Annotated in this window: 22 protein-coding genes; 14 read left to right on the top strand and 8 right to left on the bottom strand. The window is 62.7% G+C overall.

The features are described 5' to 3' along the window. Positions 1-32: 32 nt before the first annotated feature. From ISS97_RS00850 to ISS97_RS00840, 3 genes are read right to left on the bottom strand one after another with little or no spacing between them, the layout of a single operon-like run. A complete protein-coding gene (locus ISS97_RS00850; RefSeq protein WP_379987262.1) occupies positions 33-482 on the bottom strand; it encodes a GNAT family N-acetyltransferase in 450 nt (149 codons plus the stop codon). A gap of 14 nt (positions 483-496) precedes the next feature. Further along, the gene (ntrC, locus tag ISS97_RS00845; protein ID WP_379987263.1) at positions 497-1,885 is read right to left on the bottom strand and encodes a nitrogen regulation protein NR(I); all 1,389 of its coding nucleotides are present in this window, start codon (positions 1,883-1,885) and stop codon (positions 497-499) included. After that, positions 1,875-2,891 carry a two-component system sensor histidine kinase NtrB gene (locus ISS97_RS00840; RefSeq protein WP_379987264.1) on the bottom strand — a complete coding sequence of 339 codons (1,017 nt, stop codon included), beginning with the start codon at positions 2,889-2,891 and terminating at the stop codon, positions 1,875-1,877. The genes ntrC and ISS97_RS00840 overlap by 11 nt, the downstream gene beginning before the upstream one ends. 111 nt (positions 2,892-3,002) lie before the next feature. Here ISS97_RS00840 and ISS97_RS00835 point away from each other — a divergent pair, with 111 nt between their 5' ends. The 11 genes from ISS97_RS00835 to ISS97_RS00785 all read left to right on the top strand — a co-directional run bounded on the left by ISS97_RS00835 (position 3,003) and on the right by ISS97_RS00785 (position 11,482). Further along, positions 3,003-3,839 (top strand): SAM-dependent methyltransferase, encoded by an 837-nt coding sequence (locus ISS97_RS00835; protein WP_379987265.1) that lies wholly within the window; start codon positions 3,003-3,005, stop codon positions 3,837-3,839. A 191-nt stretch (positions 3,840-4,030) separates the two neighbouring features. Next, positions 4,031-4,327, top strand: a complete 297-nt coding sequence (locus tag ISS97_RS00830) for a hypothetical protein (RefSeq protein ID WP_379987266.1) — start codon at positions 4,031-4,033, stop codon at positions 4,325-4,327. Between the two features lie 11 nt (positions 4,328-4,338). After that, positions 4,339-6,114: a tetratricopeptide repeat-containing diguanylate cyclase gene (locus tag ISS97_RS00825; protein ID WP_379987267.1), complete on the top strand. Its 1,776-nt coding sequence runs from the start codon at positions 4,339-4,341 to the stop codon at positions 6,112-6,114. 187 nt (positions 6,115-6,301) lie between these two features. After that, positions 6,302-7,021: a 2OG-Fe(II) oxygenase gene (locus tag ISS97_RS00820; protein ID WP_379987268.1), complete on the top strand. Its 720-nt coding sequence runs from the start codon at positions 6,302-6,304 to the stop codon at positions 7,019-7,021. A 94-nt stretch (positions 7,022-7,115) separates the two neighbouring features. After that, positions 7,116-7,319 carry a hypothetical protein gene (locus tag ISS97_RS00815; protein WP_379987269.1) on the top strand — a complete coding sequence of 68 codons (204 nt, stop codon included), beginning with the start codon at positions 7,116-7,118 and terminating at the stop codon, positions 7,317-7,319. An 11-nt stretch (positions 7,320-7,330) separates the two neighbouring features. Beyond that, a complete protein-coding gene (locus ISS97_RS00810; RefSeq protein ID WP_379987270.1) occupies positions 7,331-7,882 on the top strand; it encodes a methylated-DNA--[protein]-cysteine S-methyltransferase in 552 nt (183 codons plus the stop codon). 2 nt (positions 7,883-7,884) lie between these two features. Next, complete coding sequence (locus ISS97_RS00805; RefSeq protein ID WP_379987271.1) at positions 7,885-8,532, top strand: DNA-3-methyladenine glycosylase family protein; 648 nt, start codon at positions 7,885-7,887, stop codon at positions 8,530-8,532. Between the two features lie 90 nt (positions 8,533-8,622). Beyond that, positions 8,623-9,699 (top strand): bifunctional DNA-binding transcriptional regulator/O6-methylguanine-DNA methyltransferase Ada, encoded by a 1,077-nt coding sequence (gene ada / locus ISS97_RS00800; RefSeq protein WP_379987272.1) that lies wholly within the window; start codon positions 8,623-8,625, stop codon positions 9,697-9,699. A 4-nt stretch (positions 9,700-9,703) separates the two neighbouring features. Next, on the top strand, positions 9,704-10,408 hold the full coding sequence (locus tag ISS97_RS00795; protein ID WP_379987273.1) for a 2OG-Fe(II) oxygenase: 705 nt from the start codon (positions 9,704-9,706) through the stop codon (positions 10,406-10,408). A gap of 10 nt (positions 10,409-10,418) precedes the next feature. Next, positions 10,419-10,715 carry an Ada metal-binding domain-containing protein gene (locus tag ISS97_RS00790; RefSeq protein WP_379987274.1) on the top strand — a complete coding sequence of 99 codons (297 nt, stop codon included), beginning with the start codon at positions 10,419-10,421 and terminating at the stop codon, positions 10,713-10,715. Then, positions 10,712-11,482 carry a 2OG-Fe(II) oxygenase gene (locus ISS97_RS00785; RefSeq protein WP_379987275.1) on the top strand — a complete coding sequence of 257 codons (771 nt, stop codon included), beginning with the start codon at positions 10,712-10,714 and terminating at the stop codon, positions 11,480-11,482. The genes ISS97_RS00790 and ISS97_RS00785 overlap by 4 nt, the downstream gene beginning before the upstream one ends. 176 nt (positions 11,483-11,658) lie before the next feature. Here ISS97_RS00785 and ISS97_RS00780 read toward each other — a convergent pair whose 3' ends face one another. The 3 genes from ISS97_RS00780 to ISS97_RS00770 all read right to left on the bottom strand — a co-directional run bounded on the left by ISS97_RS00780 (position 11,659) and on the right by ISS97_RS00770 (position 16,617). Continuing rightward, complete coding sequence (locus ISS97_RS00780; RefSeq protein WP_379987276.1) at positions 11,659-13,611, bottom strand: tetratricopeptide repeat protein; 1,953 nt, start codon at positions 13,609-13,611, stop codon at positions 11,659-11,661. A gap of 123 nt (positions 13,612-13,734) precedes the next feature. Next, positions 13,735-15,144, bottom strand: coding sequence for a type I glutamate--ammonia ligase (gene glnA, locus ISS97_RS00775; protein ID WP_379987277.1), 1,410 nt, complete (start codon positions 15,142-15,144; stop codon positions 13,735-13,737). A gap of 297 nt (positions 15,145-15,441) precedes the next feature. Continuing rightward, entirely contained in the window at positions 15,442-16,617 is a 1,176-nt protein-coding gene (locus ISS97_RS00770; RefSeq protein ID WP_379987278.1) for a Vgb family protein, read from the bottom strand. 200 nt (positions 16,618-16,817) lie between these two features. Here ISS97_RS00770 and ISS97_RS00765 point away from each other — a divergent pair, with 200 nt between their 5' ends. Further along, complete coding sequence (locus ISS97_RS00765) at positions 16,818-18,023, top strand: GGDEF domain-containing protein (RefSeq protein ID WP_379987417.1); 1,206 nt, start codon at positions 16,818-16,820, stop codon at positions 18,021-18,023. Here ISS97_RS00765 and ISS97_RS00760 read toward each other — a convergent pair. Next, complete coding sequence (locus ISS97_RS00760; protein ID WP_379987279.1) at positions 18,001-18,738, bottom strand: hypothetical protein; 738 nt, start codon at positions 18,736-18,738, stop codon at positions 18,001-18,003. The two genes, ISS97_RS00765 and ISS97_RS00760, sit on opposite strands and share 23 nt — an antisense overlap. Before the next feature lie 380 nt (positions 18,739-19,118). Between ISS97_RS00760 and ISS97_RS00755 the strand changes: the two genes are divergently transcribed. Beyond that, positions 19,119-19,916 (top strand): undecaprenyl-diphosphate phosphatase, encoded by a 798-nt coding sequence (locus tag ISS97_RS00755; RefSeq protein WP_379987280.1) that lies wholly within the window; start codon positions 19,119-19,121, stop codon positions 19,914-19,916. A gap of 55 nt (positions 19,917-19,971) precedes the next feature. Then, positions 19,972-21,561: a winged helix-turn-helix domain-containing protein gene (locus tag ISS97_RS00750; RefSeq protein WP_379987281.1), complete on the top strand. Its 1,590-nt coding sequence runs from the start codon at positions 19,972-19,974 to the stop codon at positions 21,559-21,561. Positions 21,562-21,564: 3 nt separating this feature from the next. Here ISS97_RS00750 and ISS97_RS00745 read toward each other — a convergent pair whose 3' ends face one another. Continuing rightward, the gene (locus ISS97_RS00745; RefSeq protein ID WP_379987282.1) at positions 21,565-22,695 is read right to left on the bottom strand and encodes a serine hydrolase domain-containing protein; all 1,131 of its coding nucleotides are present in this window, start codon (positions 22,693-22,695) and stop codon (positions 21,565-21,567) included. Positions 22,696-22,766: the final 71 nt, after the last annotated feature.

The raw sequence follows: 22,766 nt of genomic DNA, 5'->3' as shown, positions 1-22,766 counted from the left end.
CTCGCGGGCCGTTTCGCGCACAGGGTGCGCTCCTACAGCATCGCCTCGTACATGAAGTAGTGGCAGCGCTCCATCCCCAGCCCGGCATACGTGCCTTGCGCACGCTGGTTCTCCGTTTCCACATACAGGCGCAGTCCGACCGCCCTGGCCTCTTGTGCGCGCTGCATCACGGCTTCGTACATGCTGCGAAATACACCGCCACGCCGCGCTTCCGCAACGACATATACACTCTGGATCCACCAGAAGTCGCCGCAGCGCCAGTCGCTCCACTCATAGGTCACCAGCAGGCAGCCCACCGGCATGCCGTCGCGCTCGGCCACCATGTAGAACCCGCGGCGCGGTTCGTCGAACACCGCGCTCACGCCTCGCTCCAGCAGCGCCGGATCAATCCGCTTCTGCTCGGTCTCCCACGCCATCGCCACATTCCATGCCGCGATGTTGGCGATATCGCCGCGTTGCGCGGCTCGTACAAGCAAAGACATGCCTCACTCCAGGATCAGGATTTCGAAGGGCGGCGCGTGCGCGAGGCACCCAGTTTCCGAGTCAGCGTATTGCGCCCCACGCCGAGCGCTACCGCCGCGTGCTGCCGATGGCCACCATGCACGGCCAGCGCGGCCTGCAACAAGGTGTGATCCAGCGCGTCACGCGCGCGATCGTGGATATCGCCTTCACCGTCGGCCAGGGCCTGAGTGGCCCATTCGCGCAGCGCGTCGGTCCAATCACCGAGCGCGGGTGCAGCGGCTGCGCCGCCGAGATCCGCCGGAAGGATTTCCGCACCCGGTGCGATTACTGCGAGGCGACGACACAAGTTTTCCAGCTCGCGCACATTGCCGGAGAAATCGCGCTGCGCGACGGCCTTGAGCGCAGCTTTGGAGAAACGTTTCGGCGGCAGCTTCAATTCCTGCGCCGCCGCTGTGAGAAAGTGCTGCGCTAGCATTGGAATATCGCTGCGTCGCTGCCTGAGCGGCGGCAACTCGATGCGCACCACATCCAGGCGATGCTTGAGATCCGCGCGGAACTGCCCCCCGGCCACTCGCGTATCCAAATCCTGATGGGTAGCCGCCACGATGCGCACGTTGCCGCGAATCAGCTCGCGCCCGCCTACCCGGTAAAACTCGCCGCCCGCCAGCACGCGCAGCAAACGTGTCTGCAGGGCCAGCGGCATATCGCCGATCTCATCCAGAAACAGCGTGCCACCTTCCGCCTGCTCGAAGCGGCCTGCGTGACGGCGCGTAGCGCCGGTGAATGCGCCGGCTTCATGGCCGAACAATTCGCTCTCCAGCAACTCGCTGGGAATCGCCGCCGTGTTCAAGGCGACGAAAGGTCGGTCACGACGCGCGCTTTCCTCGTGCAGCGCGCGCGCCACCAGTTCCTTGCCGGTACCTGTCTCACCGGTAATCAGCACATTGAGATCGCTCGCGGCGACACGGCCGATCAGACGAAATACCTCGCGCATCGCCGCGCTTTCACCCAGCAAAGCATGCGTGGACGCCAGCGGCGCGGGGGCCGGCTCGGCGACACCCGGCGCATCCGCCAGCGCGCGCTGCACCGCGGCCACGGCCTGGTCCAGGTCGAACGGCTTGGCCAGGTAGTCCGCCGCACCGGCGCGATAAGCGGCGGCGGTGGTCGCCACATCGGTGAACGCGCTCATCACGATCACCGGGCCGATGCCCTGTGCTTTCAGTTCATTCAACAGCGCAAGGCCATCCTCGCCGGGCATCCGCACGTCGGTGAGCAGCAGCGCCGGCCGTGATTCGCGCAAGGCCTCGCGCACCGACGCCGCGTCGCCGAACTCGCGCACCGGCAGGCCGGCATCGCGTAGAGCCTCCGCCAACACGAAGCGCACGCCGCGGTCGTCATCGGCGATCCAGATCTCATGGCTCATGCGGTCGCTCCAGCGGCAGATACAACGAAAACACGGTTTCCCCTGGCCGGCTAGCGAAGCGCAGTTCGCCGCCATGCTCACGGGCGATCTCACGCGCCAGGGCCAGACCCAGGCCGCTGCCATCGGCACGACCGGAGACCAGCGGTTCGAACAAGGTGTCGCGCAGGGCGGTCGGCACACCCGGGCCATCGTCGATCACATCCACTCGCAACGCGGTGCGCAACACACGCTCACCCACGCGCAGGCCGTGCTCGACGCGCGTGCGCATGGTCAACATGCGCGCACCGGCCTCGATCGCGTTACGGGCCAGATTGAGCAGGATCTGTTGCAGGCGATCGGCGTCGCCCATCACATCCGGCAGGCTCGGGTCGTAGTCATGGCGTAACTGCGGCGCCCCGGGCTCGGCCTGTAGTAGATCGCACAGCCACTCCAGCCGCTCATGGATATTCACTGGCGCCAGATGCGGCGCGCCGTCGTGATGCAGCAGGCGATTCGCCAGCGACGCGAGCCGGTCGGCCTCGGCAATCACCAGTCCAGCCAGCGATTTCAGATCCTCGTCTCCCACGCGGCGTTGCAGGAGCTGGGCGGCGCCACGCAGACCGGCAAGCGGGTTCTTCACCTCATGCGCGAAACCGCGCAGCGTCGCCGACAGCGGCGAGGCACCCGGCGAGGCCTCGGCCAACGCATGCACTTCCAGCAGCAATTGATGCTCGTCCAGCGGCTGCAAGCTGATGTCGGCCGGTACGCCACGCCCACGCCCCGGCACCAGGGTCACCCCTCGCAATTGGATGGCCCGCTGCTCGCCCACCGCGCGCGTGACCTGCGCCAGCCAGTCCGGCTCATGCAGCAACAACCCCAGCGGCTGCCCCACCGCACTGCGCGGCCCCGTCTCCAGCCACTCCGCCAGCGCCGGATTGATCCAGACCACGCGCAACTGCGCGTCGACCAAAGCCAGCCCGGTCGACATCTGCTCCGCCCACGCGCGCCATGAGGAGATCGTGTCCATTGCACCATCATGGACACTGCATCCCGTTGGTGCAATAGAGGGTTTAGAGGGTGCAGCTACTAGTTCCTCCGGCCATGTTCTGGCTTCAGAAAATTGCCCTACTATCACGCGATGACGACATTTCCTCTTCCGCTATCGAACGACGCGCGCCGCGGCAGCATTGCCTGCGTCGGCATGGGCATGACTTTGGGCTCCCATCTCACCCCGCTGGCGCGTAGCCATATCGAGCAGGCGGATGTGATCTTTGCTGGGCTATCCGATGGCGTGGTGGAGATGTGGCTGCAACGCATGCACCACGATGTGCGCAGCCTTCAGCCCTACTACCAGGAAGGCAAGTCGCGGCTTAAGACCTATAAGCAGTGGGTCAACTTGATGATGACGGAAGTGCGCGCCGGCAAGCGTGTCTGCGGGGTGTTTTATGGGCACCCGGGTATTTTTGCGTGGTCACCGCACAAGGTTATCGAGGTCGCGCGGGCGGAGGGTTTCGCCGCGCACATGGAGCCAGGCATTTCCGCTGAAGATTGCCTCTATGCCGATCTGGGGATCGATCCGGGCCGCTACGGCTGTCAGCACTTCGAGGCTACGCAGCTGCTTTTGTACAAACGACGTATCGATCCCACCGGTTATCTGGTGCTGTGGCAGGTTGGCCTGGTCGGTGATCTTTCGATGACACGCTTCCAGACCGGGTCAGCATATCGCCAGGTGCTGGTGGATCAGCTTAGTCAGGATTATTCGCTCGACCATGAAGTGATCATCTATCGCGGAGCAACGTTGCCGATCGAGAAGCCGCGCATTCGTCGCGTTGCCTTGCGTGATCTACCTCATGTCCCACTCACCTCCGAGGAGTCGGTGGTGTTGCCACCGGCTGAATCCTTGATACCAAATCACGCTATGCAAGAGCGTTTGGCGGCACTAGATGAGCTGAGCAAGGCAGGTGCTTTGGTGTAAGGCGAGGGCTGACATGGGGTTTATCCTTAATCGCCCCAGCAACATCGCATCTTTGAAGGACAGTCCCGCCGAACGCTCTGCCGCCAGGAAGTGTCGATGAAGAAAAACACCACGCTTTATCGATTCAAGAACCGCATGCTACCGATGGGATAGGCCCGTCAAGCTGCAATGACAGGAAACAGGGGAAACACATGGCAGACACGATTGAATTGCTGGAAGCTATCGGCCGTGACGCCTCGCTGCGTCATGCATCGGCTGAAGAACTGACCAAGGCACTTGAGCAGGCACAGGCGTCCGACGGCCTCACGGCCGCGGTAGCGACCGGTGACAACAAATGGCTATTCAACGAGCTTGGACACATGCCCATGGAGCCACCTCAAGGCACGCAGGGTCCATGTCGTGAAGAAGACGAACCCGAGGAGGATGGCGAGACTGAGCAACCCAGTCAGCCGGCTCCCGATAGCGGCCAATCTTTCCCTGATCGATAAATAGAGCTCACGTGCGCCGGCTGACGCGCCACTTCTGGTCATGGCCTGCATTAATTGGCATGGCCTGGAGTGCGCTCGTGCAGCCGGCCCATGCCGTCACGGCCGTTACGAACCCGACGGCATTCCTTGAGCAGACCGAGAGTCTTCGCACGAAAGATCATCCTCAGTTCGTGCAAATGCTGGAGCAGATTCATCGAGAAACGCCGCGCCTGACTCAGCGCGAGCAATGGTATCTGCGATATCTCGACGCATGGGAAACCATGTTCAGAGGCGACTACAGCCAGTCTGAACTTCAGCTCCGCGAAGTGATTGATCACTCCGGCGACGTAACGCTGGCGGGCAAGGCGTCTGCACTGCTCTTGTATAACCTTGGCACCAATCAGCGTTATGACGAAGCCTTTGCTCTGGCCAATCGCCTGACGACCGCATTACCAAAGATCAGCGATCCTCACGTTCGCTACGCGACCCTGATGTACCTGTCGCAGATGCTGGATTTTGCCGGACAAACCGATCTCGCTATCAAGTACGCACGCATGATGGAGGACGCCATCCCTCCCGGTGAGACGTCATGCCTTCCTCTGAACCTACAGGTCGCCGCGCTTTACAACAGCAAACGACTGACATCATCCAGCCCGATAATCCAACAGGCTATTGATACTTGCGTAGTGGCCGGACAGCCCATCGCCACCAACAGCATGTGGCTGGTGCTAAGCAGCCTTTACCTGGACGAAAGTCAGCCAGATAAGGCCTTGGCACTACTTGACCGCATCGCCCCCAGCATTCGCACCAGCCGGTACCACTTTCATCTACTGTCTTCACAGGCGGAACAAGCGCAGGCCTACGCAAAACTAGGCAACGACAATGAGGCGAAGAAGGCCGCACTCGACGCCATAGCCTTGGGCCGACCGGGCGACATAAGCGAGTGGCTGAGAGTGGTCTACGAGGTGCTGTACCAGATCGAAAAGAAACATGGGAACGACGCCGCCGCGCTCGCGTACTACGAACAATATGTGATCCAGGACAAGGGTTATCTCAATGACGTCAGCGCTCGTACGCTAGCCTACGAGATGACCCAGCAGCATACCCTTGTGCAGAAGCTTGAGACGGACAGTCTGAGCAAGCAGAACAGTATTCTTCGGTTGAAGCAGGCACTGGGCACCAAGGCCGTGGAGACCAGCCGGCTCTACATCATCCTGCTGCTACTAGTCCTGGCATCCATCGTCTTCTGGCTGCTCCGCATCAAGCGCTCGCAGCTCCGCTTCAAGAAGCTGTCCAGTCAGGACGGTCTTACCGGCATCTTCAACCATCAGCACTTCATCAGCGAGGCCGACCGCGCCCTGCGCGTGCTGGAGAAGAAACACGGCGCTGCCTGCCTGATCTTCATCGACCTGGACTACTTCAAGCAGGTCAATGACACGCATGGGCACGCCGTGGGCGACGCGGTGCTCAAGCGCACTGTCGCTATCTGCGAGCAGCATCTGCGCCCCACCGATCTGTTCGGCCGCCTGGGTGGCGAGGAATTCGGCATCCTGCTGCTAGATTGCTCCCGCGACCAGGGCAAGGCCATTGCCGATCGCATCCGGATGGCTATTCAAGCGACGCCGGTCGATGCAGACAGGGGTGTCATATCGTTTTCCGCCAGCGTCGGCCTGGCCTCTACCGATACATCCGGTTACGGGTTGCAGCGGTTGTGCAGGGAAGCGGATGCTGCGCTCTATCGCGCCAAGCGTACCGGACGCAATCGCGTCATCGCCGATACCGAAGACGGCAGTCTGGTGGAAGCCTGAAACACCGCAAAGCGACTCAGCTTCACGCAAACAACCCCGCCATCGTGTTCCGCCGAAAAATTGCACCTCTCTTTTCCGGAGTTCCAGAGACCACGGCGTGAGCTATCGTCATCGCGCACTCCCCCGAATGGTTCGATGAAAGACGATGCATACCAGTTCGACATCCCATCTCCGCCAAGGAACGCGCGTGAGGGCAGGCACACCGACGGATCAGCTTGTCGCCATGCAGGATTGGGGCGACGTCGAACAGTCGCTCGACTCCAACGGGAGTGCTGTATTGCCAGGCCTGCTCAGCGCCACACAATGCGCACAACTGGCCGCGCTATACCCGTGTGATGAGATCTACCGCGCGCGCATCGTGATGGCCCGCCACGGCTTCGGGCGCGGCGAGTACAAATACTTCGCCTATCCGCTGCCACCTCTGCTCGACGAACTGCGCTATACGCTGTATCCGCGGCTGGCACCTATCGCCAATCGCTGGAACCGGCAACTGGGTATCGATGTGCAGTATCCGGACGACTTGGATGCCTTCCTGAGCCGGTGCCATCAGGCCGGGCAGACACGACCTACACCGTTGATGCTCGAGTATGGTGAGGGCGACTACAACTGCCTGCATCAGGATCTGTACGGCGATCACGTCTTCCCGTTGCAGGTGGCGATCCTTCTCTCCGAGCCTGACAAGGACTTCAGCGGTGGTGAGTTTGTGATGACTGAACACGCTTCTGCGGGTCAGCGCGCCGATGTGGTCTCGCTGCGCCAGGGTGATGCGGTGGTATTCACCGTGAACCAGCGGCCAACCACTGGCAAGCGTGGCGGCATGCGCAAAGTCGCCATGCGCCATGGCGTCAGCCGCATCCGCAGCGGTCATCGCCACACGGTGGGGCTGATCTTTCACGACTCGCGCTGACGCATCGGCGGATTCGATAGCAAGACCCGGAGTTTTTGCGACGGCAGCACGCACTACCTTGGCCTCATTACCCATGCCGCCGAGATCGCTCTCCGTGTCGATGACCTGGCCACCTGCTCTAGCTCGTGCCGAGGATGACAAGCAGACCGCACGTCGGGAGATCGCGGCTCACTTTCAGGCGTCCGTGGATGCCGGTTTCGCCTATTGGCGAATCGACGATTACGGCCATACCGAGCTGCATTTCCATAGCGGCGAGGTGTTTCTCCTGAACGAGACTGGCGTGACCCGATTACGCTGAGGAATGCTGCCATGAAACTTTGTTTGAGCCATCTGGATGCTCCGCTCGGCCCGATGCTGCTGGTCACCGATGAACAGCGGCGGATTCGCGCCCTGGACTTCGCCGATCATTCGGCCCATCTGCATCGTGGCCTGCGCGAGCACTACGGCAGCTACGAACTGGCTGACGCGCCGGCTCCGATCGCCATCGCCGATGCCCTGACGCGCTACTTTGCCGGCGAGTTTGAAGCGCTCGACGATTTGCCCACCGCCACCGCGGGCACCGATCTGCAACAACGGGTGTGGGCGGCTCTGCGCCGCATCCCGGCCGGCGCCACCGTCAGCTACGGCCAGCTGGCGCGAGAGCTGGGCTTTACCGATCCGCGCGCGGCGATCGATATCGGCGCGGCCAACGGTGCCAATCCGATCGCCATCGTCGTACCGTGTCACCGCGTGATCGCGAGCAACGGCGACCTCAAGGGGTACGCTTGGGGCCTGCATCGCAAACGGTGGCTGCTTGAGCACGAGAAGGCGATACAAGCACGGCCGGCCACTTCACAAACTGCTTCGCTGCCAGGGTTCTGAACTTGCCGACACCCGCGATTGCCGCCGACCTTTCACCCGAAGCCTATCGACGCGCCGCGCGGTTCCTGGCACGGCAGGATGACGACTGGGCCCGACTGATCAAGATCGTCGGCCCTTGCCGCTTCGAAGCCAAGCCCGCGCGCGAGCCTTACGAAGCATTGGTACGCGCCATCGCCTATCAGCAGCTGCACGCCAAAGCAGGCGACGCCATCCTTGGCCGTTTGCTTGCGCTGTATCCCCGCGTGACTTTCCCCACGCCAAAGCAATTGCTGGCAACCGATCCGGAACAGCAACGCGCTTGTGGCTTCTCGGCCACCAAGCTCGCCACCATCCGCGGTATCGCCCAGGCCACGATGGATGGTGTGGTGCCGGCGCGGATCGATGCTCAGCAACTGGATGACGAGGCGCTGATCGAGCGCTTGGTTTCGCTGCGCGGTGTGGGCCGCTGGACCGTCGAGATGTTCCTGATCTACACACTGGAGCGCTCCGACATCCTGCCGGTGGATGACTATGGCGTGCGCGAAGGCTATCGACGCTTCAAGAACCTGGCGCAGGCACCCACGCCGAAGCAGTTGCGCGAACTCGGACAGGCCTGGCGCCCTTACCGCACGGTGGCCGCTTGGTATCTATGGCGCGCACCGGCACATTGACGCTACGGATTCCGGCGCAAGAAACAGAGTTCTTGCGATGGAACTGCCGCCTATGCTGATCACACGATCAGAGATGCCACGATATTTGCCATGAACGCTTCGACCAAGACTCCTTCCCGTTACTCGACCGATGCGCAACGCTGGGCCGCCGTACAGGCCCGCGACGCGGCTGCCGATGGACACTTTGTCTACGCAGTACGCACCACGGGTGTGTATTGCCGGCCCAGCTCCTCTGCCCGCCTGCCCCGGCGCGAGAACGTGGTGTTCTTCGCCACCGCCGAAGCTGCTGAAGCCGCCGGCTATCGCGCCAGCCGCCGCGCTGGCGGCGACCACACCAGCATGGCAACGCAACGCGCCGCACTGGTGGCGCAGGCTTGCCGGCTGATCGAGGCCGCCGAAACACCGCCGAGCCTCGACGAGCTCGCCGCGCAGGCAGGCATGAGCACGTTCCACTTCCATCGCGTGTTCAAGGCGGAGACCGGCCTGACGCCCAAGGCGTACGCCTCCGCGTATCGTGCGCGCCGGCTGCGTGAGGAGCTGGGCGACGGCACTACCTCGGTGACCGATGCGATCTATGGCGCGGGCTTCAACTCCAACAGCCGCTTCTACGAGACCTCCGATCAGCTGCTGGGTATGCGCGCCCGCGACTATCGCGATGGCGGTATTGGCGCGTCGATCCGCTTTGCGGTGGGTCAGTGTTCGCTAGGTGCGATCCTGGTTGCGCAGAGCCAGCGCGGCATTTGCGCGATCCTGCTGGGCGACGATCCCGATACGCTGGTGCGCGATCTGCAGGACCAGTTTCCCAAGGCGCAGCTGATTGGTGGCGACGCCAGCTTCGAGCAACTGGTGGCGCAAGTGGTCGGCTTTATCGAAGCGCCTTCGCTGGGCTTGAACCTGCCATTGGATGTGCGCGGCACGGCCTTCCAGGAACGCGTATGGCAGGCCCTGCGCGAGATCCCGCCGGGCACCACCGTGAGCTACGCGCAGATCGCCGAACGTATCGGCGCCCCCAAGGCGGTGCGCGCGGTGGCGCAGGCCTGCGGCGCCAACCATATTGCCGTGGCGATTCCCTGTCATCGCGTAGTGCGCCGCGACGGCGATATCTCCGGCTACCGCTGGGGGGTTGAGCGCAAGCGCGAACTGCTGCAGCGCGAAGCCAAGGCCTGATCGCATGAGCAAGGCTTCCTTGATCGATCGGCTCGACTGGGCCGACGTCGGTACCCAGCTGGACCAGGAAGGCTATGCCATGCTTCCTGGCCTTCTTGATGCAGCCGAGGCCCGTGCGTTCGCATCATGGGCTGGTGCTGCAAAAGCCGGGCATCACGAAACCCTGGCATCGAGCGATCTTGGCAGTGGCGAACTCTTCTATCTTTCGCAACCACTGCCCGAATCATTGGCGGCATGGCGGGAAGCGCTCTATCGCCACCTTGCTCCCGTCGCCAATCGATGGAACGAGACGCTGGGGATTGGCTATCGCTACCCCGATGCGCTTGATGCGTTTCTTGCGCTCAATCACCAGATGGGTCAACGGCGGCAGCGATCCAACCTGAGCCGACTGCGCGAGCACGACTATCAGGCGCTGCATCAGCAGACGGAAGGTGAGCACATCTTTCCGCTGCAGCTCGTCGTGCTGCTGTCGACGCCTGGCGAGGATTTCAGCGGCGGCGAATTCGTGATGACCGAGCAGCGGCCGCGCATGCAATCGCGCCCGATGGTGTTGCCGTTGAAGCTCGGCGACGCCGCGATCATCACCACCGCCCAGCGCCCCTGCAAAGGCAGCAAAGGCTATTACCGCGTGAGCCTGAAGCACGCCATCAGTCGCGTGCGCAGCGGCGAACGGCTTGGCCTGGAACTCTGGTTCCACGACGCACCGTGAGCGCACACCCATGGCCGGCACGAAAACCTGGACCCTGATCGGCCGCCATGGCGAGCCCTATCGGAGCGACGTACCCGGAACGCTTGGCGGACATCGCGGCAGCAAGCTCTACGGACGCCTCGACTGCCGCGCCGCTCTGCGGGCGCTCGCGCGAGGGGGATATGTGGCACACCGCGTGTTCTTTCCCGACGAGGAAACCGCGCAAGCCGCCGGTTACCGGCCTTGTGCGGTTTGCCTGCCCGAGACCTATGCCATTTGGAAAGGCAATCAGCCGATCAAGTCACCCAGGAAGAAGCATCGAACATGACTCAGCAGGCTCAGCTTTTGCCGGAAGCGGATACGCACTCCGAGCCGGAATCACTCGCCGGCACGATCGAACAACGTATCGCTGCCATCGATTGGCAACGCACCGAAGAGACGCTGACCCGCGATGGTTACGCCGTGCTGCCTGTCCTGTTGTCCCCGGCGCAGAGCGCCGGGATCGCGGCGTACTTCCCCGAGGAGGGGCGCTTCCGCAGCCGTATCGTGATGCAGCGCTACGCGTTCGGGCGTGGCGAATACAAATACTTCCGCTATCCGTTGCCCAATCCCGTCGCTCGTCTGCGCACGGCTTTGTATCCGCATCTGGCACCCATCGCCAATCGCTGGCATGCCGCCATTCGCATCGATGAACGCTTCCCCGCAACGCATACCGAATTCATGGCCATCTGCCATCGCGATGGACAGACGCGCCCAACGCCTTTGCTACTGCGCTACCAAGAGCACGACTACTGCTGCCTACATCAGGATCTGTACGGCGACCACGTTTTCCCTTTGCAGGCGGTGTTTCTTCTCGACGAACCGGGCCGCGATTTCGAAGGTGGCGAGTTGCTGCTTACCGAAAGCGACCCCAAAAAGCCGGGTCGGGCGGAAGTCGTCCCATTGCACCAGGGTCAGGTCGTGGTCTTCGCTGTGAACAGCCGGCCGGCACGCTCAGCGCGCGGCTTCTATCGCACCCAGCTGCGCCACGGCGTCAGCCAGTTGCGCCGCGGCCAGCGTCATACGCTTGGCATCATTTTTCACGATGCCAAGTGACAGCACACTCATTAGTGCGACGACTTCGCGCAGATCAATTGCGCGCCAGCCACCATCACCTTCAGCAGGTGCGGGCGTCACCGCATATCAGTAGTACCTTCTGCAGCGCCCTCGCGTGGCCAAGGCATTGGACAAAGATGTGACGTTGTACAACGCCGCGTCTGAGCCTCGGCGAATTAGAACGACGACTGCACCCTTTCGACCCAGGCCGCGTACTTCGCGTCTTCCCCAACCCGAACGCTTGTGGCTGCGTCGCGGATAGCTCCACTGGCGGGAAAGGTCGCCGTCACCAGCGGCGCAACGCGCGCGGCATAGCTTTGCGCATCGACCAGGCTGCGTAGACGTTCCGCGGCGGGACGCTCGAACTCGTCAACGATGGGCGAGGCGTAGCGGCGCCCTTTCGCCAATGCCGTGAAGTACATGAACTGTGCAGCCTCGTTGTCTGGCATGGAGAGCGCGAGATTTTGCATCCATGTATAGATGTTGCGCTCCCCGAACAGGCGCTCCCCGAACAGGCGCTCCCGCTGCCCGGGACTTTCGAGCAGCGTCAGTACCAGCGTTTGCGCCAGCGCACTCAGATATTCAGTACAGAAGGTACGCGGCGGTGCGTAGTACGTCGTCTTGCCAGGCGATGTGCTGCCGCTGGCGCGCTGAAGCACGTGAAGCATCTCCTCGGCCATCTCCGATACCGCTGGACCAAGCTCACGAGTGGTCACACTGCGCTCCAATCGCAGAAGCACGTTCAGATCGCCCGCGGAGCGCACTCGCCATGTCACGACGAAGCCGTCCTCACGCTCGCCGATGTCGCCTTCCACCACATACTCGTAGCCTTCGACGAAATGCCGCAGTTCGTCCTCGCTCCACGGCTGACCGAACAGAACCAGGCTGTTTTCGTCTGTGGTCGGAATGAGAGCTACCGATTGCAGTTCGCTGCGGAAGATCAGCTGTTCGTGCAGATATAAAGGTAGCGCGCGCGCGAAACGCCCGCGGTCATCTTCACGTCCACTGCGCACCTGGCCGTTGGTCGACTCGCCGTGCGCCGAAAGTGCCATCAGCAGCACCTTGGTTTCACGTCCCTCCATCGAAGGCGCAGCCCATGCCATGTCATGCATGGCCGCCAGCCAGGGCGGCAGATCCAGCTGCCGCATCACGATCTTTGGCATGGCGGCCTCCTGGTGCGGAGGCTGTTTCACCAGCTGATCGAAGGCCTGCGAAAAATGTTGAAGCGTTGACTGCAAGGAAGGTTGTTTCAACGCGTAGAAGCGCTCCAGCAAGGCAAGGCCGGGAGCCGCTTCGCCCGACTGCAGATACACCTGCAGCAGATTGAAGCCAGCGCGCGGGTCGTGCCGCTGCGGATCGAATATCGGCGCAACAAGGTCGATCGCTTCCGCCAGAAATCCCTTCTGGCCCAGCGAGGCGCCGATAACCATGAGAGCGTCCTGGCCCTCCGGCTGAACCGAGAGGACATGGCGAAAATGCTCGACGGCCTGCTCATGGTCGTCACGCTGCAGCAGCGCTTGTCCCAGCAGAAGCTGCGGTCGCCAGCTTCCAGGCAGCTGCGCCAGACGTGCCAGTTCGGCTTCGACACGTGACTCACCGTCACGCTCGCGCAGGATCGCGCACCACCACTCCAGGCCATTGTCCTGGTTCGGATCGAGTAGCAGGCTGCGCTCCAGGGTCCGCAACGAGCCCGCCTCGTCGCCGAGCTGATACAGCGCCTTGGCCTGATTGGTCAGCAGGGTACCGGTTTCGCCGATGGATGCGATCGCAGCCCGCAAGGTGGCATCGGCACCGGCGGCATCCTCCAGTTTCATCAGCACGATGGCGCGTATGACGTGCGAACGCTCCACCAACGGATCGGTGGCGAGCAAGCGCTCGCTCGCCGCCGCAACGTCGGCGGCCATGTCGTCGTTCAGCGCATCGATGATCATCTGATACAGCCGGTCCGGGTCGTTCCAGTACTGCGCCAGATTCGGCTGCAGCACCTTGTCGCGCCATTCGGTACGCGTGATCTGCAGCTCGCGGCCGTAACTGTCGACCACCTTGATCATCTCAACCGCCGATGGCGACGGCTTCTCCGCGGCGCTTTCGGTGGATTTCTTTCCGCGCTTCTTGAACAGTCCGAACATGAGGTGTCATCCCTGGCGTAAAGACGGCATCTTGCATTGAACTGATGACCGTTGACCACCGCTGGCATCAAAACAAAACGGGCGCCCTAGGCGCCCGTCTTGTCCTCCCACGTCTCTAGACGATCAGAGCGCGTAGTACATCTGGAATTCCAGCGGATGCGTGCTGGCGCGGTAGCGGGTGACTTCCTGCATCTTCAGCGCGATGTACGCGTCGATGAAGTCGTCGGTGAACACGCCGCCGGCCTTGAGGAAGTCGCGGTCCTTGTCGAGCGCGACCAGCGCTTCGTCGAGGCTGGCGCAGACCTGCGGGATGTTCTTCTCTTCTTCCGGCGGCAGGTCGTACAGATCCTTGTCGGCCGGCGCACCCGGGTCGATCTTGTTAATGATGCCGTCGAGGCCGGCCATCATCAGCGCGGTGAACACCAGGTAGCCGGAGTTCATCGGATCGGGGAAGCGCACTTCGATGCGACGGCCCTTCGGGCTGGACACGTACGGAATGCGGCAGCTCGCCGAGCGGTTGCGCGCCGAATAGGCCAGCATCACCGGCGCTTCGAAGCCCGGCACCAGGCGCTTGTAGCTGTTGGTGGTGGAGTTGGCGAACGCGTTGATGGCCTTGGCGTGCTTGAAGATGCCGCCGATGTACCACAGCGCGGTCTGGCTCAGGCCGCCGTACAGGTCGCCAGCGAACAGGTTGTTGCCGTCCTTCGCCAGCGACTGATGCACGTGCATGCCGCTGCCGTTGTCGCCCACGATGGGCTTGGGCATGAAGGTCACGGTCTTGCCGTTCTGGTGGGCGACGTTCTTGATGACGTACTTCATCGTCATCAGTTCGTCGGCCTTCTGCACCAGCGTGTTGAACTTCACGCCGATCTCGCACTGGCCGGCATTGGCCACTTCATGGTGATGCACTTCCACCACCTGGCCAAGCGACTCCAGCACCTTGCACATGTCGGCGCGCAGGTCGCCCAGCGAGTCGACCGGGCTGACCGGGAAGTAGCCGCCCTTCACGCCCGGACGGTGGCCGGTGTTGTTGTCTTCGTACTTGTAGCGCGACGACCACGCGGCTTCTTCGGAACCGATTTCGTAGAACACGCGGCCCATGTCGTTCTGCCAGCGCACGGAATCGAAAATGAAGAACTCCGGCTCCGGACCGAAAAAGGCCGTGTCGGCGATGCCGGTGGACTTGAGGTACGCCTCACCGCGCTTGGCGATGGAGCGCGGGTCGCGGCCGTAGGCCTGCATGGTGCTCGGCTCCAGCACGTCGCAATGCAGCACCAGCTGGGTGTGCGCGCTGAACGGATCGAGGTAGGCGGTGTTCGGGTCAGGCAGCAGGATCATGTCCGACTCGTTGATGCCCTTCCAACCGGCGATCGACGAACCATCGAACATCTTGCCGTCCTCGAAGGTCGACTCGTCGATGGCATGCGCCGGGAACGTGACGTGATGGTGCTTGCCGAGCATGTCAGCAAAACGGAAGTCGACGAACTCGACGTCGTGTTCCTGGATCAGGTCGAGCACTTTCTGGGCGGACATGACGAACCTCGATGGGTAGAGATATGGGAAAGCACAACCCCTTTGGCAAACTTTGTGCCAAGGGTTCAATACAATGTAGTTCAATGCCTTACATCGGCCAGCCCTAAATCAGGCCATCCGATTTGCACAAATATCGGGAAAATCCTGTCGGGATATAGCACCAATTTGATGCATCTTGATAACCACGCCCCGCGTATCTCCCCGCACCCGGCATCCTAGCCGCTCAGCCGACACCCGGACATGTGACCAGGCGCTCGATGCCGGACCGGCATCGAGCGCCTGGCGTCCAGCTCAATTTCAGTACCGCGTATCCAGATACCCGATCCTGGTCGTCACGGGCGCGAAGACGCCCGCCTCCGTAAACCAGAGCAGGCCCGTCCGCTTGTCCAGCGCGATGTTGTAGTAACCGCTATTGGCCGAAGGCAACGCGTACTCGGTGAATCGGGCCGCATAGGGATCGAGGCGGCCGAGCAAGCCCACGTCTTCCTCGAACCAGACGCGTCCCTGGCGATCCACGCGCATGTCTTCCGCTTCGGCGTTGGCCGTGGGGATGGGGTATTCGATCCACCCCTGCGTCACCGACGGCTGGACCGTACGGGAGCCCGGCGCGACCTGCGTTTTGGCGCTCGACGTGCGTCCGGCCGCGATGCGCGACACCGATGCCACCTGGCTGCTTGCCTGGCGTTTGTTGGGCACGACCACGTCATCACTGTGAGGCGCGGCGAAAGGATTGAGTAACGCCAGGGCATTGGCGTAGTACTCCGACACCCACACCGTGCCATTGGCATTGGCCACCACGCCGGAAGGCGTGCCGCCCAGCGTTGGCACCAGGTAGGTGCTGATCACGTTCGTCGAGGGATTGAGGCGGCGAACCTTGTTCGTACCCGCTGCACCGGCGCCATCGAAATTGCGTTCGACGAACCAGACGTTGCCCCAGGGATCCAGACTCAACTGCTCCATGTTGTCGTCGGGATGCTCCAGCGTCAGCGCCCACTCGGTAACCACGCCACGCGGCGACAAGCGACCCACGCCCGCGGTCTCGGTAAACCATTTGCTGCCATCCGCAGCGATCTGGATGAAGAACGGCGACGCGCCGGAGGGAATCGCAAACTCCTCGATCTTCCCGGTACCCGGATCCAGATGCCCGATGGCGTGCGTCGCGCTGTCGGTAAACCAGATGCCGTCCTCAGCCGCCTTGAGGATGAAGGGCTGGCCGCCGTTCGGCACGGGGAATTCGGACGAGGTGCGATCCGGATGCAGCACAGCGATTTTCCCCGCGCTGGTTTCGGCGTACCACACGCTGCCATCACTGGCGACGTCGACGCCCTGCGGAGAACTGGAGGGGGATGGGGTGGCGAATTCACCGATCGTGGCGTTGGCGGTGATGCCTTGAACGGCGTCAGCCTGTGCCGGCGTGCCGAAGAGAGCAGCGCTCAGGATAGCCAGCGCGGCCAGATACAGCATGCGTTTCATCACATAGCTCCTTGTGATTGTTTGGATTCGACAATGATGGGGTGTGGGGATGACACCCCGTCGAATTATCACGGGGAGGTATGACGACGTAGGGTGACGAAGCGCAGGAAATGGCTCGGACGTCGCCGCGTACGCGGCGCCTTATACTGGGCAGCCGGCGATCGTTTTGCCGATGTGGCTCGGGGGCCATCGTGGAATGGATGGGAAGGCTGGCCCATGCCGGCACGCTGCTGATCGTCAACGCCCTATTGGCGGCCCTTTCTTCGGCAATCTTCCTGGCCCTGCATGTGACGCAGCGAAAAGTGCACCGCTTCCACGGCGTGCTGCTGTGGGGTATCAGCTATGCCGCGTTTGCCGCGGGTTTCGGGGTGCTCATCCTCCCCGCCTTCCATATCGATTTCGCGCGGCTGGGCCTCGTCGGCAACCTGCTGATCGATAGCGGTGCGGTGCTGGCTTTCCTCGCGGTGCACACCTACCTGGGGCGCCCGAAAAACAAGCTATGGGTGTTGTTTCCGGTAGCCGCGCTGGCGGTTGCAGAAATCACCTGCGTCCTGGTTGCAGGCGAGAACTACCGGATCATGGTGGTACTGGGCGGCTGCCTCAGAGGAATCATCACCGTGGCGACCGGCGTCGCCCTGTGGAGTGGCGTGAATGACTCGCGGCGCATGGCCGCACGCCTCGCTGCCTCGTTCCATTTTCTCTGGGCGCTGATGCTGCTCAACCGGGTGGCCTGGTGGCTGCTCCATCCCATGGCCGACATCAGCCAGGAGCCAACCTCCACATTCGGCCTGTTGTCGCGCCTGATCCTGACCTGGGTGGTGACGCCCAGCTTCCTGTGGATGCTGACCCGCCAGCTCGACGACGAGCTGATCCGCTCCGCGCACCAGGATCCCCTGACGGGTGTCGCCAATCGGCGCGTGATCTGGGAGCAAGGCGAACGCAGGGCGACGGAAACGGATCGCCATAACGCGACGATGGCTGTGTTGATGATCGACGCCGATCATTTCAAAGCGATCAACGACCGGTGGGGACACGACGTGGGCGACCAGGTGCTTGTCGCCATCGCTGGAACCCTGGGTCGTCATCTCCGCAGCGAGGATCTGCTTGCGCGGATCGGCGGTGAGGAGTTCATGGTGTTGATCAAGCATGGCGAAGCGTCGACCGTAAGCGCCCTGGCGGAACGGCTGCGCCTCGCTGTCGAAGACCAGGCCGTCGCATTGCCGTCGGGCGAAACACTGAGCTGCACGGTCAGCATCGGCTATTGCGTAGCGACGCCCGGCCAGGCCCACTGGCGCGACATGGTGATTGCCGCCGATCAGGCGCTCTACACCGCCAAGCGCCATGGGCGGAATCGCGTCGCGGGCGCCAGCGCTTTTGCGCCATTCATTCCCGGGGAAGGTCGGTAGTACCGATGAATTTGCGGCGAGGAAACAGTTTCTTCCCCGTATCGCACAGCTTCTCGATCAACGTCGGTATCGACTCGAGACTCGAAGGAACGGCCTCGCAGACGTTACGGGTGGCCACTTCCCAACGCCCATAGTTCATTTCGCCCAGCACGCTTCTGAATTGCTCCATCGTGATCGGCTTGCCCATGATGCCCGCCCTGGCCACCATCGGGTGGATCACGTCGAACAGCAGATCGTTGCGTATGTTGAGGTGCAGGAGGCAGTCGTCGTAGCGGCGCTGCTCCCGCTCCAGCTCCATCACCAAGCCGGATTCACCAAGCTCCACCAGGAAAACCAGCTCCTCAACCCGCTGACGGATATGGCTGCTCGGCGGATTGGGAAGGGCACGCAAATTGGACATCTGCTCCGACGTGCCGTTGTCTTTGAACAACTCGGTTTTCACCGTCGACAGATAGTTGATCTGGGAAACCAGCACCAGGATGGCCCGGTTAATGGCGCCCGCCCTCAGCTCTTCCCGTTTGACGGCCTCGGCCATGCCCAGGTACTTGAACGCGAGAAAGGCGCCCAGCAGTGTCCCCACGAAAGGAAACGCCCAGGCCGCCAGGTCTGGAGGCGACAGGGCTTGATTGAACAGAGCCTCGGCAAACAGCGTCGCGAGGAACAGCGACGCAAGCAGTGTGAACAGCCATGCCCCCACGCCCTGGGATGCCCTCATGCGATCACCTTGCGGTCATCGGCATGGATCCGGCTGTCCTGAGCAACATACGACGCCCCCCCCACTCGCCATAGAGCGCCCGGCTTCGACAAAGGATGGCATAGCTCACCATCATGTCTCCTCCGCTATGGATCGAGCGATTCTGCCGCAGCCAAAGTGAACGGCCCGCTTTTCGGGTGCGAAGAGCGCCCGCAGAAATTTGCGAACCTCCTGGCACCCCGGCGCACTCCGAAGATGGGGCAAGAACGGCCGGCCACGCCTCGAGCCTCATCCCACGCATCAGCAAACAGCCATCTTTTGTGCACACGCTGCCTTTAAGCTATGGCGCTTTCGCGGCGGCCGTCCGGTCGCTTCCTCCACGCACCGGAGTCAGCTACCTCGTGAGCGATCTGATCAACGTCATCCTGCTTGGCATCATCGAAGGCATTACCGAGTTCCTGCCCATCTCCAGCACGGGCCACCTGCTGATCGCCGAGAAGTTCGGACTCGGTGCGCGCTCGGATCTGTTCAACGTAGGCATCCAGGCCGGTGCGATCCTCGCGGTGACCTTTATCTACTGGAAGCGCATCTGGCAGTTGTTCACGCAATGGCGCGACCCGGCCAATCGCGACTATCTGGCGAAGCTGTTCGTGGCCTTCATGATCACGGCCGTGCTGGGTTTCATCGTGACGCACATGGGCTTCAAGCTGCCGGAAGCGGTGACGCCGATTGCATGGGCGCTGGTCATCGGCGGTATCTGGATGATCGGTGCTGAGCGACTTGCCGCGCGGCAGGTAGATCGCACGACCGTGACGTGGCGGGTGGCGATTCTGGTCGGTATCGCGCAGATCGTGGCCGGTGTGTTCCCTGGCACCTCGCGCTCGGCGGCCACCATCTTCACCGCCATGCTCGCTGGTACCAGCAACCGTGCGGCGGCCACCGAATTCGCCTTCCTGGTGGGCATTCCCACCATGTATGCGGCGACCGGCTACGAGCTGCTGAAGGTGGTCAAGAACGACGGCGTGGCGCATGAGGACTGGACCGCGCTGATCGTCGGTTTCATCGTCTCGGCCATCGTCGCCTTTATCGCGGTGAAGTGGCTGCTCGGCTATATCCGCAGCCATCGCTTCACCCCGTTCGCGATCTACCGCATCGTGCTGGGTATCGCCCTGTTGCTGTTGATGCCGGCCGGCGCCTGAGCAAAGGCCGCCAATCCGTGACATAGTCGCCGAGCTTCCGCCGGCGACTTCACGCATGGACACGCCGCAACACTATCGACTGCTCGATCTACACATCGACCTCACCCGCCAGCGGGTGAGTCGCGACGATGCCCCACTGGACGTGCAGGGGTTGAGTTTCCAGCTGCTGGCCTGCCTGCTGCGCCATGGCAGCGACGTGGTCGATTTCGACACGCTGATCACCGAGATCTGGTCGCCTGCGGTGGTGAACGAGGAAACCGTCACCCAGCGCGTGAAGCTGTTGCGCCAATCATTGGGCGACGATGGCCGGCAGCCGCGCTACATCCGCTCGGTGCGCGGGCGCGGTTATCAGTTGTGCGAGCCGCCGCAGGTTGCAGAGGCGTTGATCCCCGCTGAGCCGGTGGCGCCGGATCGACACCGGGGTGTCTGGATCGTTACGGTAGCCGCGCTCGTCCTCGTATTGATGGCTGCAGGCTGGTGGTGGTGGCATCAGCGCCGTTCCCGCGCCGTTCCCGCCGTACCGACCGCTACGCAGGAACTCCTGCAGCGCGCGAGCTACTACGCCGGCATTGGCCAGCGCGACAACAACGAACGCGCCATCGATCTGTATCAGCAGGTTCTCGCCGTGGCTCCTGCGAATGAGGCCGCCAAAGTCGGCCTGAGTCGCGCCTACAGCGCGCGCGTCTGCCTCTACAACTTTCCCTACGAGTGGACACGTTCGGCGCAGCAGCTTGCCGACACCGTGTTGAAGAGCTCCCCGCGTAGCGCGCCCGCCTGGTCCGCATTGGCCTATGCATACGATTGCCGCGGCGAGATGCAGGCTGCGCTCAAGGCCTATGAACAAGCGGTGGCGCTTGATCCCGCGGATGATGGCAGTCGCGCTTCGGCGGCGTATCTCGATCAGGAACAGGGGCGCCTAGTCGACGCGTTGCATGCCAACCTGGACATGCGTGGCGATGCATCGCGCGTGCGCTTTCGCGATGTGCAGATCGCGCGCGAACTAGATCTGCTGGGTTTTACCGATGCGGCCGAGCAGCGCTTTCGCCGTGGCTTTCAGCTCACACCCGACAATGTGTTCTCGAACCTTGCCTGGCCGCAGCATCTGTTTCTGCAAGGTCGTTTTGCCGAGGCCCAGGCCGCGCTCGATCAGGCGCTGACCCGCAATACCCCGCATGTGGCTCTCTATATCCTGGCCGGCGAACTGGCGCTGGTGCGCGGCGACCGTGCCGGCGCCCACGCCGCGTTCGCCAAGGCCGTCGCGCTGCGGCCGCAGATGAGCCTGCCATCCACACTGGCCACGCTTTATGGCGAGCAGCCGCTTTCGCGCGCATGGCTCGATGCGCGTATCGCGACCATGAAAGACCAGCTCGCTGCCGGCATGGGCTATCCCTCAGACCGGCTGGAACTGGCCATCCTGCAATTGGCACAAGGCAAGCGCGCCGATGCTCTCGCGACCGTCAGCGCCGCGGTGCAGGTCGGCTATAGCGATCGCGCTTACCTGCAAATCTCGCCACTGCTGCGTCCACTGGCCGATGACCCGACCTATGCGACGGCGATCGATACGATCAGCCATCGCATGGCCGAGCAACGCGCTCAGGTACTGGCGGCCGATTGGCGACCCGCCGATTTGCGCGGCACCCCGTAAGCCTTATTGGCCCGGCAGCGCCTTAAGAATGTAGTCGCGGAAAATTTCCTGCGTCTGCGGATGCGCGTAGCGCTGGTTGTAAGCCGTACTGGTCACAACCGCGACCAGGCGCTGTGATGGCATCACAAACACGTAGTTGCCGCCGTTACCCGACATGGCCCATGCGGGCTGGTCGACACCTTTGACGGGAAAGCGGAAGCACCACCACAAGTAACCGTAGTCCGCATCATCGCGCGCCTGCGCGTGCACCGTCAGCATGTGATGCACCCAGTCCGCGGATACGATCTGCCGCCCTTTCCAACGCCCGTCGTCCAGCGCCAGCTCACCCAGCTTGGCGAGATCGCGGCTGCGATAGCGCGTGCCGCCACCGCCCATGCCGATACCGAGCGGCGACGTGTTCCAGTGCGACTGCGTAATGCCCAAGGGCTTTTCCAATACTTCGGCGGCGAACGCCGACAGCGGCTTGTGCGTGGCGCGCTCCACCACCGCGCCCGCCGTGAACGCACCCGCTGTGCAGTAGGAGAACGCGCGGCCGTGCGGGCTATCCGCCGGCTTGGTCATCCACGGCGCAAAGCCCTTGATGGGCAGGTCGAGCGCAAACTGCAACCAGTCTTCGCTCACATACATGCGCTCCTCGTTACCGGAGGAGAACTGATTCTCGTCGTCGCACTCCCACATCGAACTCATGGTCAGCAGGTCTTCCAGCGTGATCGCCTGCTTGCGCGCATCCGGGTGCTGCACCGGCTGCTTATCGGGAAAATAGCTGTACACCTTGGCCTGCACGCTCGGAATCAGGCCGCGGTCGATGGCCGCCCCCACCAGCCAAGACGTCACGCTCTTGCTGGCCGAGCGGATGTCATTCAACTGCTCGGCGCTGCCGCCATTGAAGTAACCCTCGTAGACCAGCTTGCCGTCCTGCACCACCAGGATGCTGGTGATGCCTTTATAGGTCTTGTCGGCCAGCTTGCCTTCCAGCGCGGCGAAGCGGGCGACATCCCAATGCGTTGTCCGCGCATCGGCGACCACCCAGCCATCGTCATGGGATGGCGGCGGAAGGTAATCCGCCGCAGCCAACGGCGAGGACAAGCCAGCCAAGAGGCCGGCCACCAACAAACGCATGGACTTGGATGACACGTGAGCTTCTCCGCGGGGTCAGGTGCGGAGAAGCTCAGCAGGAGGCCGAATGAAGCGCCTGAAATGCGAAT

This window comes from Dyella koreensis (genome assembly GCF_044904565.1).
Taxonomy (GTDB): domain Bacteria; phylum Pseudomonadota; class Gammaproteobacteria; order Xanthomonadales; family Rhodanobacteraceae; genus Dyella_D; species Dyella_D koreensis.
Note: the sequence above shows the minus strand (reverse complement) of the source record. Positions and strands in the feature narration are given on the sequence as shown.

Excerpts from the sequence above, each read along its gene's own strand:
- ISS97_RS00850 (WP_379987262.1), bottom strand. The coding sequence starts at position 482 with ATGTCTTTGCTTGTACGAGCCGCGCAACGCGGCGATATCGCCAACATC.
- ntrC (WP_379987263.1), bottom strand. The coding sequence starts at position 1,885 with ATGAGCCATGAGATCTGGATCGCCGATGACGACCGCGGCGTGCGCTTC.
- ISS97_RS00840 (WP_379987264.1), bottom strand. The coding sequence starts at position 2,891 with ATGGACACGATCTCCTCATGGCGCGCGTGGGCGGAGCAGATGTCGACC.
- ISS97_RS00835 (WP_379987265.1), top strand. The coding sequence starts at position 3,003 with ATGACGACATTTCCTCTTCCGCTATCGAACGACGCGCGCCGCGGCAGC.
- ISS97_RS00830 (WP_379987266.1), top strand. The coding sequence starts at position 4,031 with ATGGCAGACACGATTGAATTGCTGGAAGCTATCGGCCGTGACGCCTCG.
- ISS97_RS00810 (WP_379987270.1), top strand. The coding sequence starts at position 7,331 with ATGAAACTTTGTTTGAGCCATCTGGATGCTCCGCTCGGCCCGATGCTG.
- ada (WP_379987272.1), top strand. The coding sequence starts at position 8,623 with ATGAACGCTTCGACCAAGACTCCTTCCCGTTACTCGACCGATGCGCAA.
- ISS97_RS00795 (WP_379987273.1), top strand. The coding sequence starts at position 9,704 with ATGAGCAAGGCTTCCTTGATCGATCGGCTCGACTGGGCCGACGTCGGT.
- ISS97_RS00790 (WP_379987274.1), top strand. The coding sequence starts at position 10,419 with ATGGCCGGCACGAAAACCTGGACCCTGATCGGCCGCCATGGCGAGCCC.
- ISS97_RS00785 (WP_379987275.1), top strand. The coding sequence starts at position 10,712 with ATGACTCAGCAGGCTCAGCTTTTGCCGGAAGCGGATACGCACTCCGAG.
- ISS97_RS00780 (WP_379987276.1), bottom strand. The coding sequence starts at position 13,611 with ATGTTCGGACTGTTCAAGAAGCGCGGAAAGAAATCCACCGAAAGCGCC.
- glnA (WP_379987277.1), bottom strand. The coding sequence starts at position 15,144 with ATGTCCGCCCAGAAAGTGCTCGACCTGATCCAGGAACACGACGTCGAG.
- ISS97_RS00770 (WP_379987278.1), bottom strand. The coding sequence starts at position 16,617 with ATGAAACGCATGCTGTATCTGGCCGCGCTGGCTATCCTGAGCGCTGCT.
- ISS97_RS00765 (WP_379987417.1), top strand. The coding sequence starts at position 16,818 with ATGGGAAGGCTGGCCCATGCCGGCACGCTGCTGATCGTCAACGCCCTA.
- ISS97_RS00760 (WP_379987279.1), bottom strand. The coding sequence starts at position 18,738 with ATGAGGGCATCCCAGGGCGTGGGGGCATGGCTGTTCACACTGCTTGCG.
- ISS97_RS00750 (WP_379987281.1), top strand. The coding sequence starts at position 19,972 with ATGGACACGCCGCAACACTATCGACTGCTCGATCTACACATCGACCTC.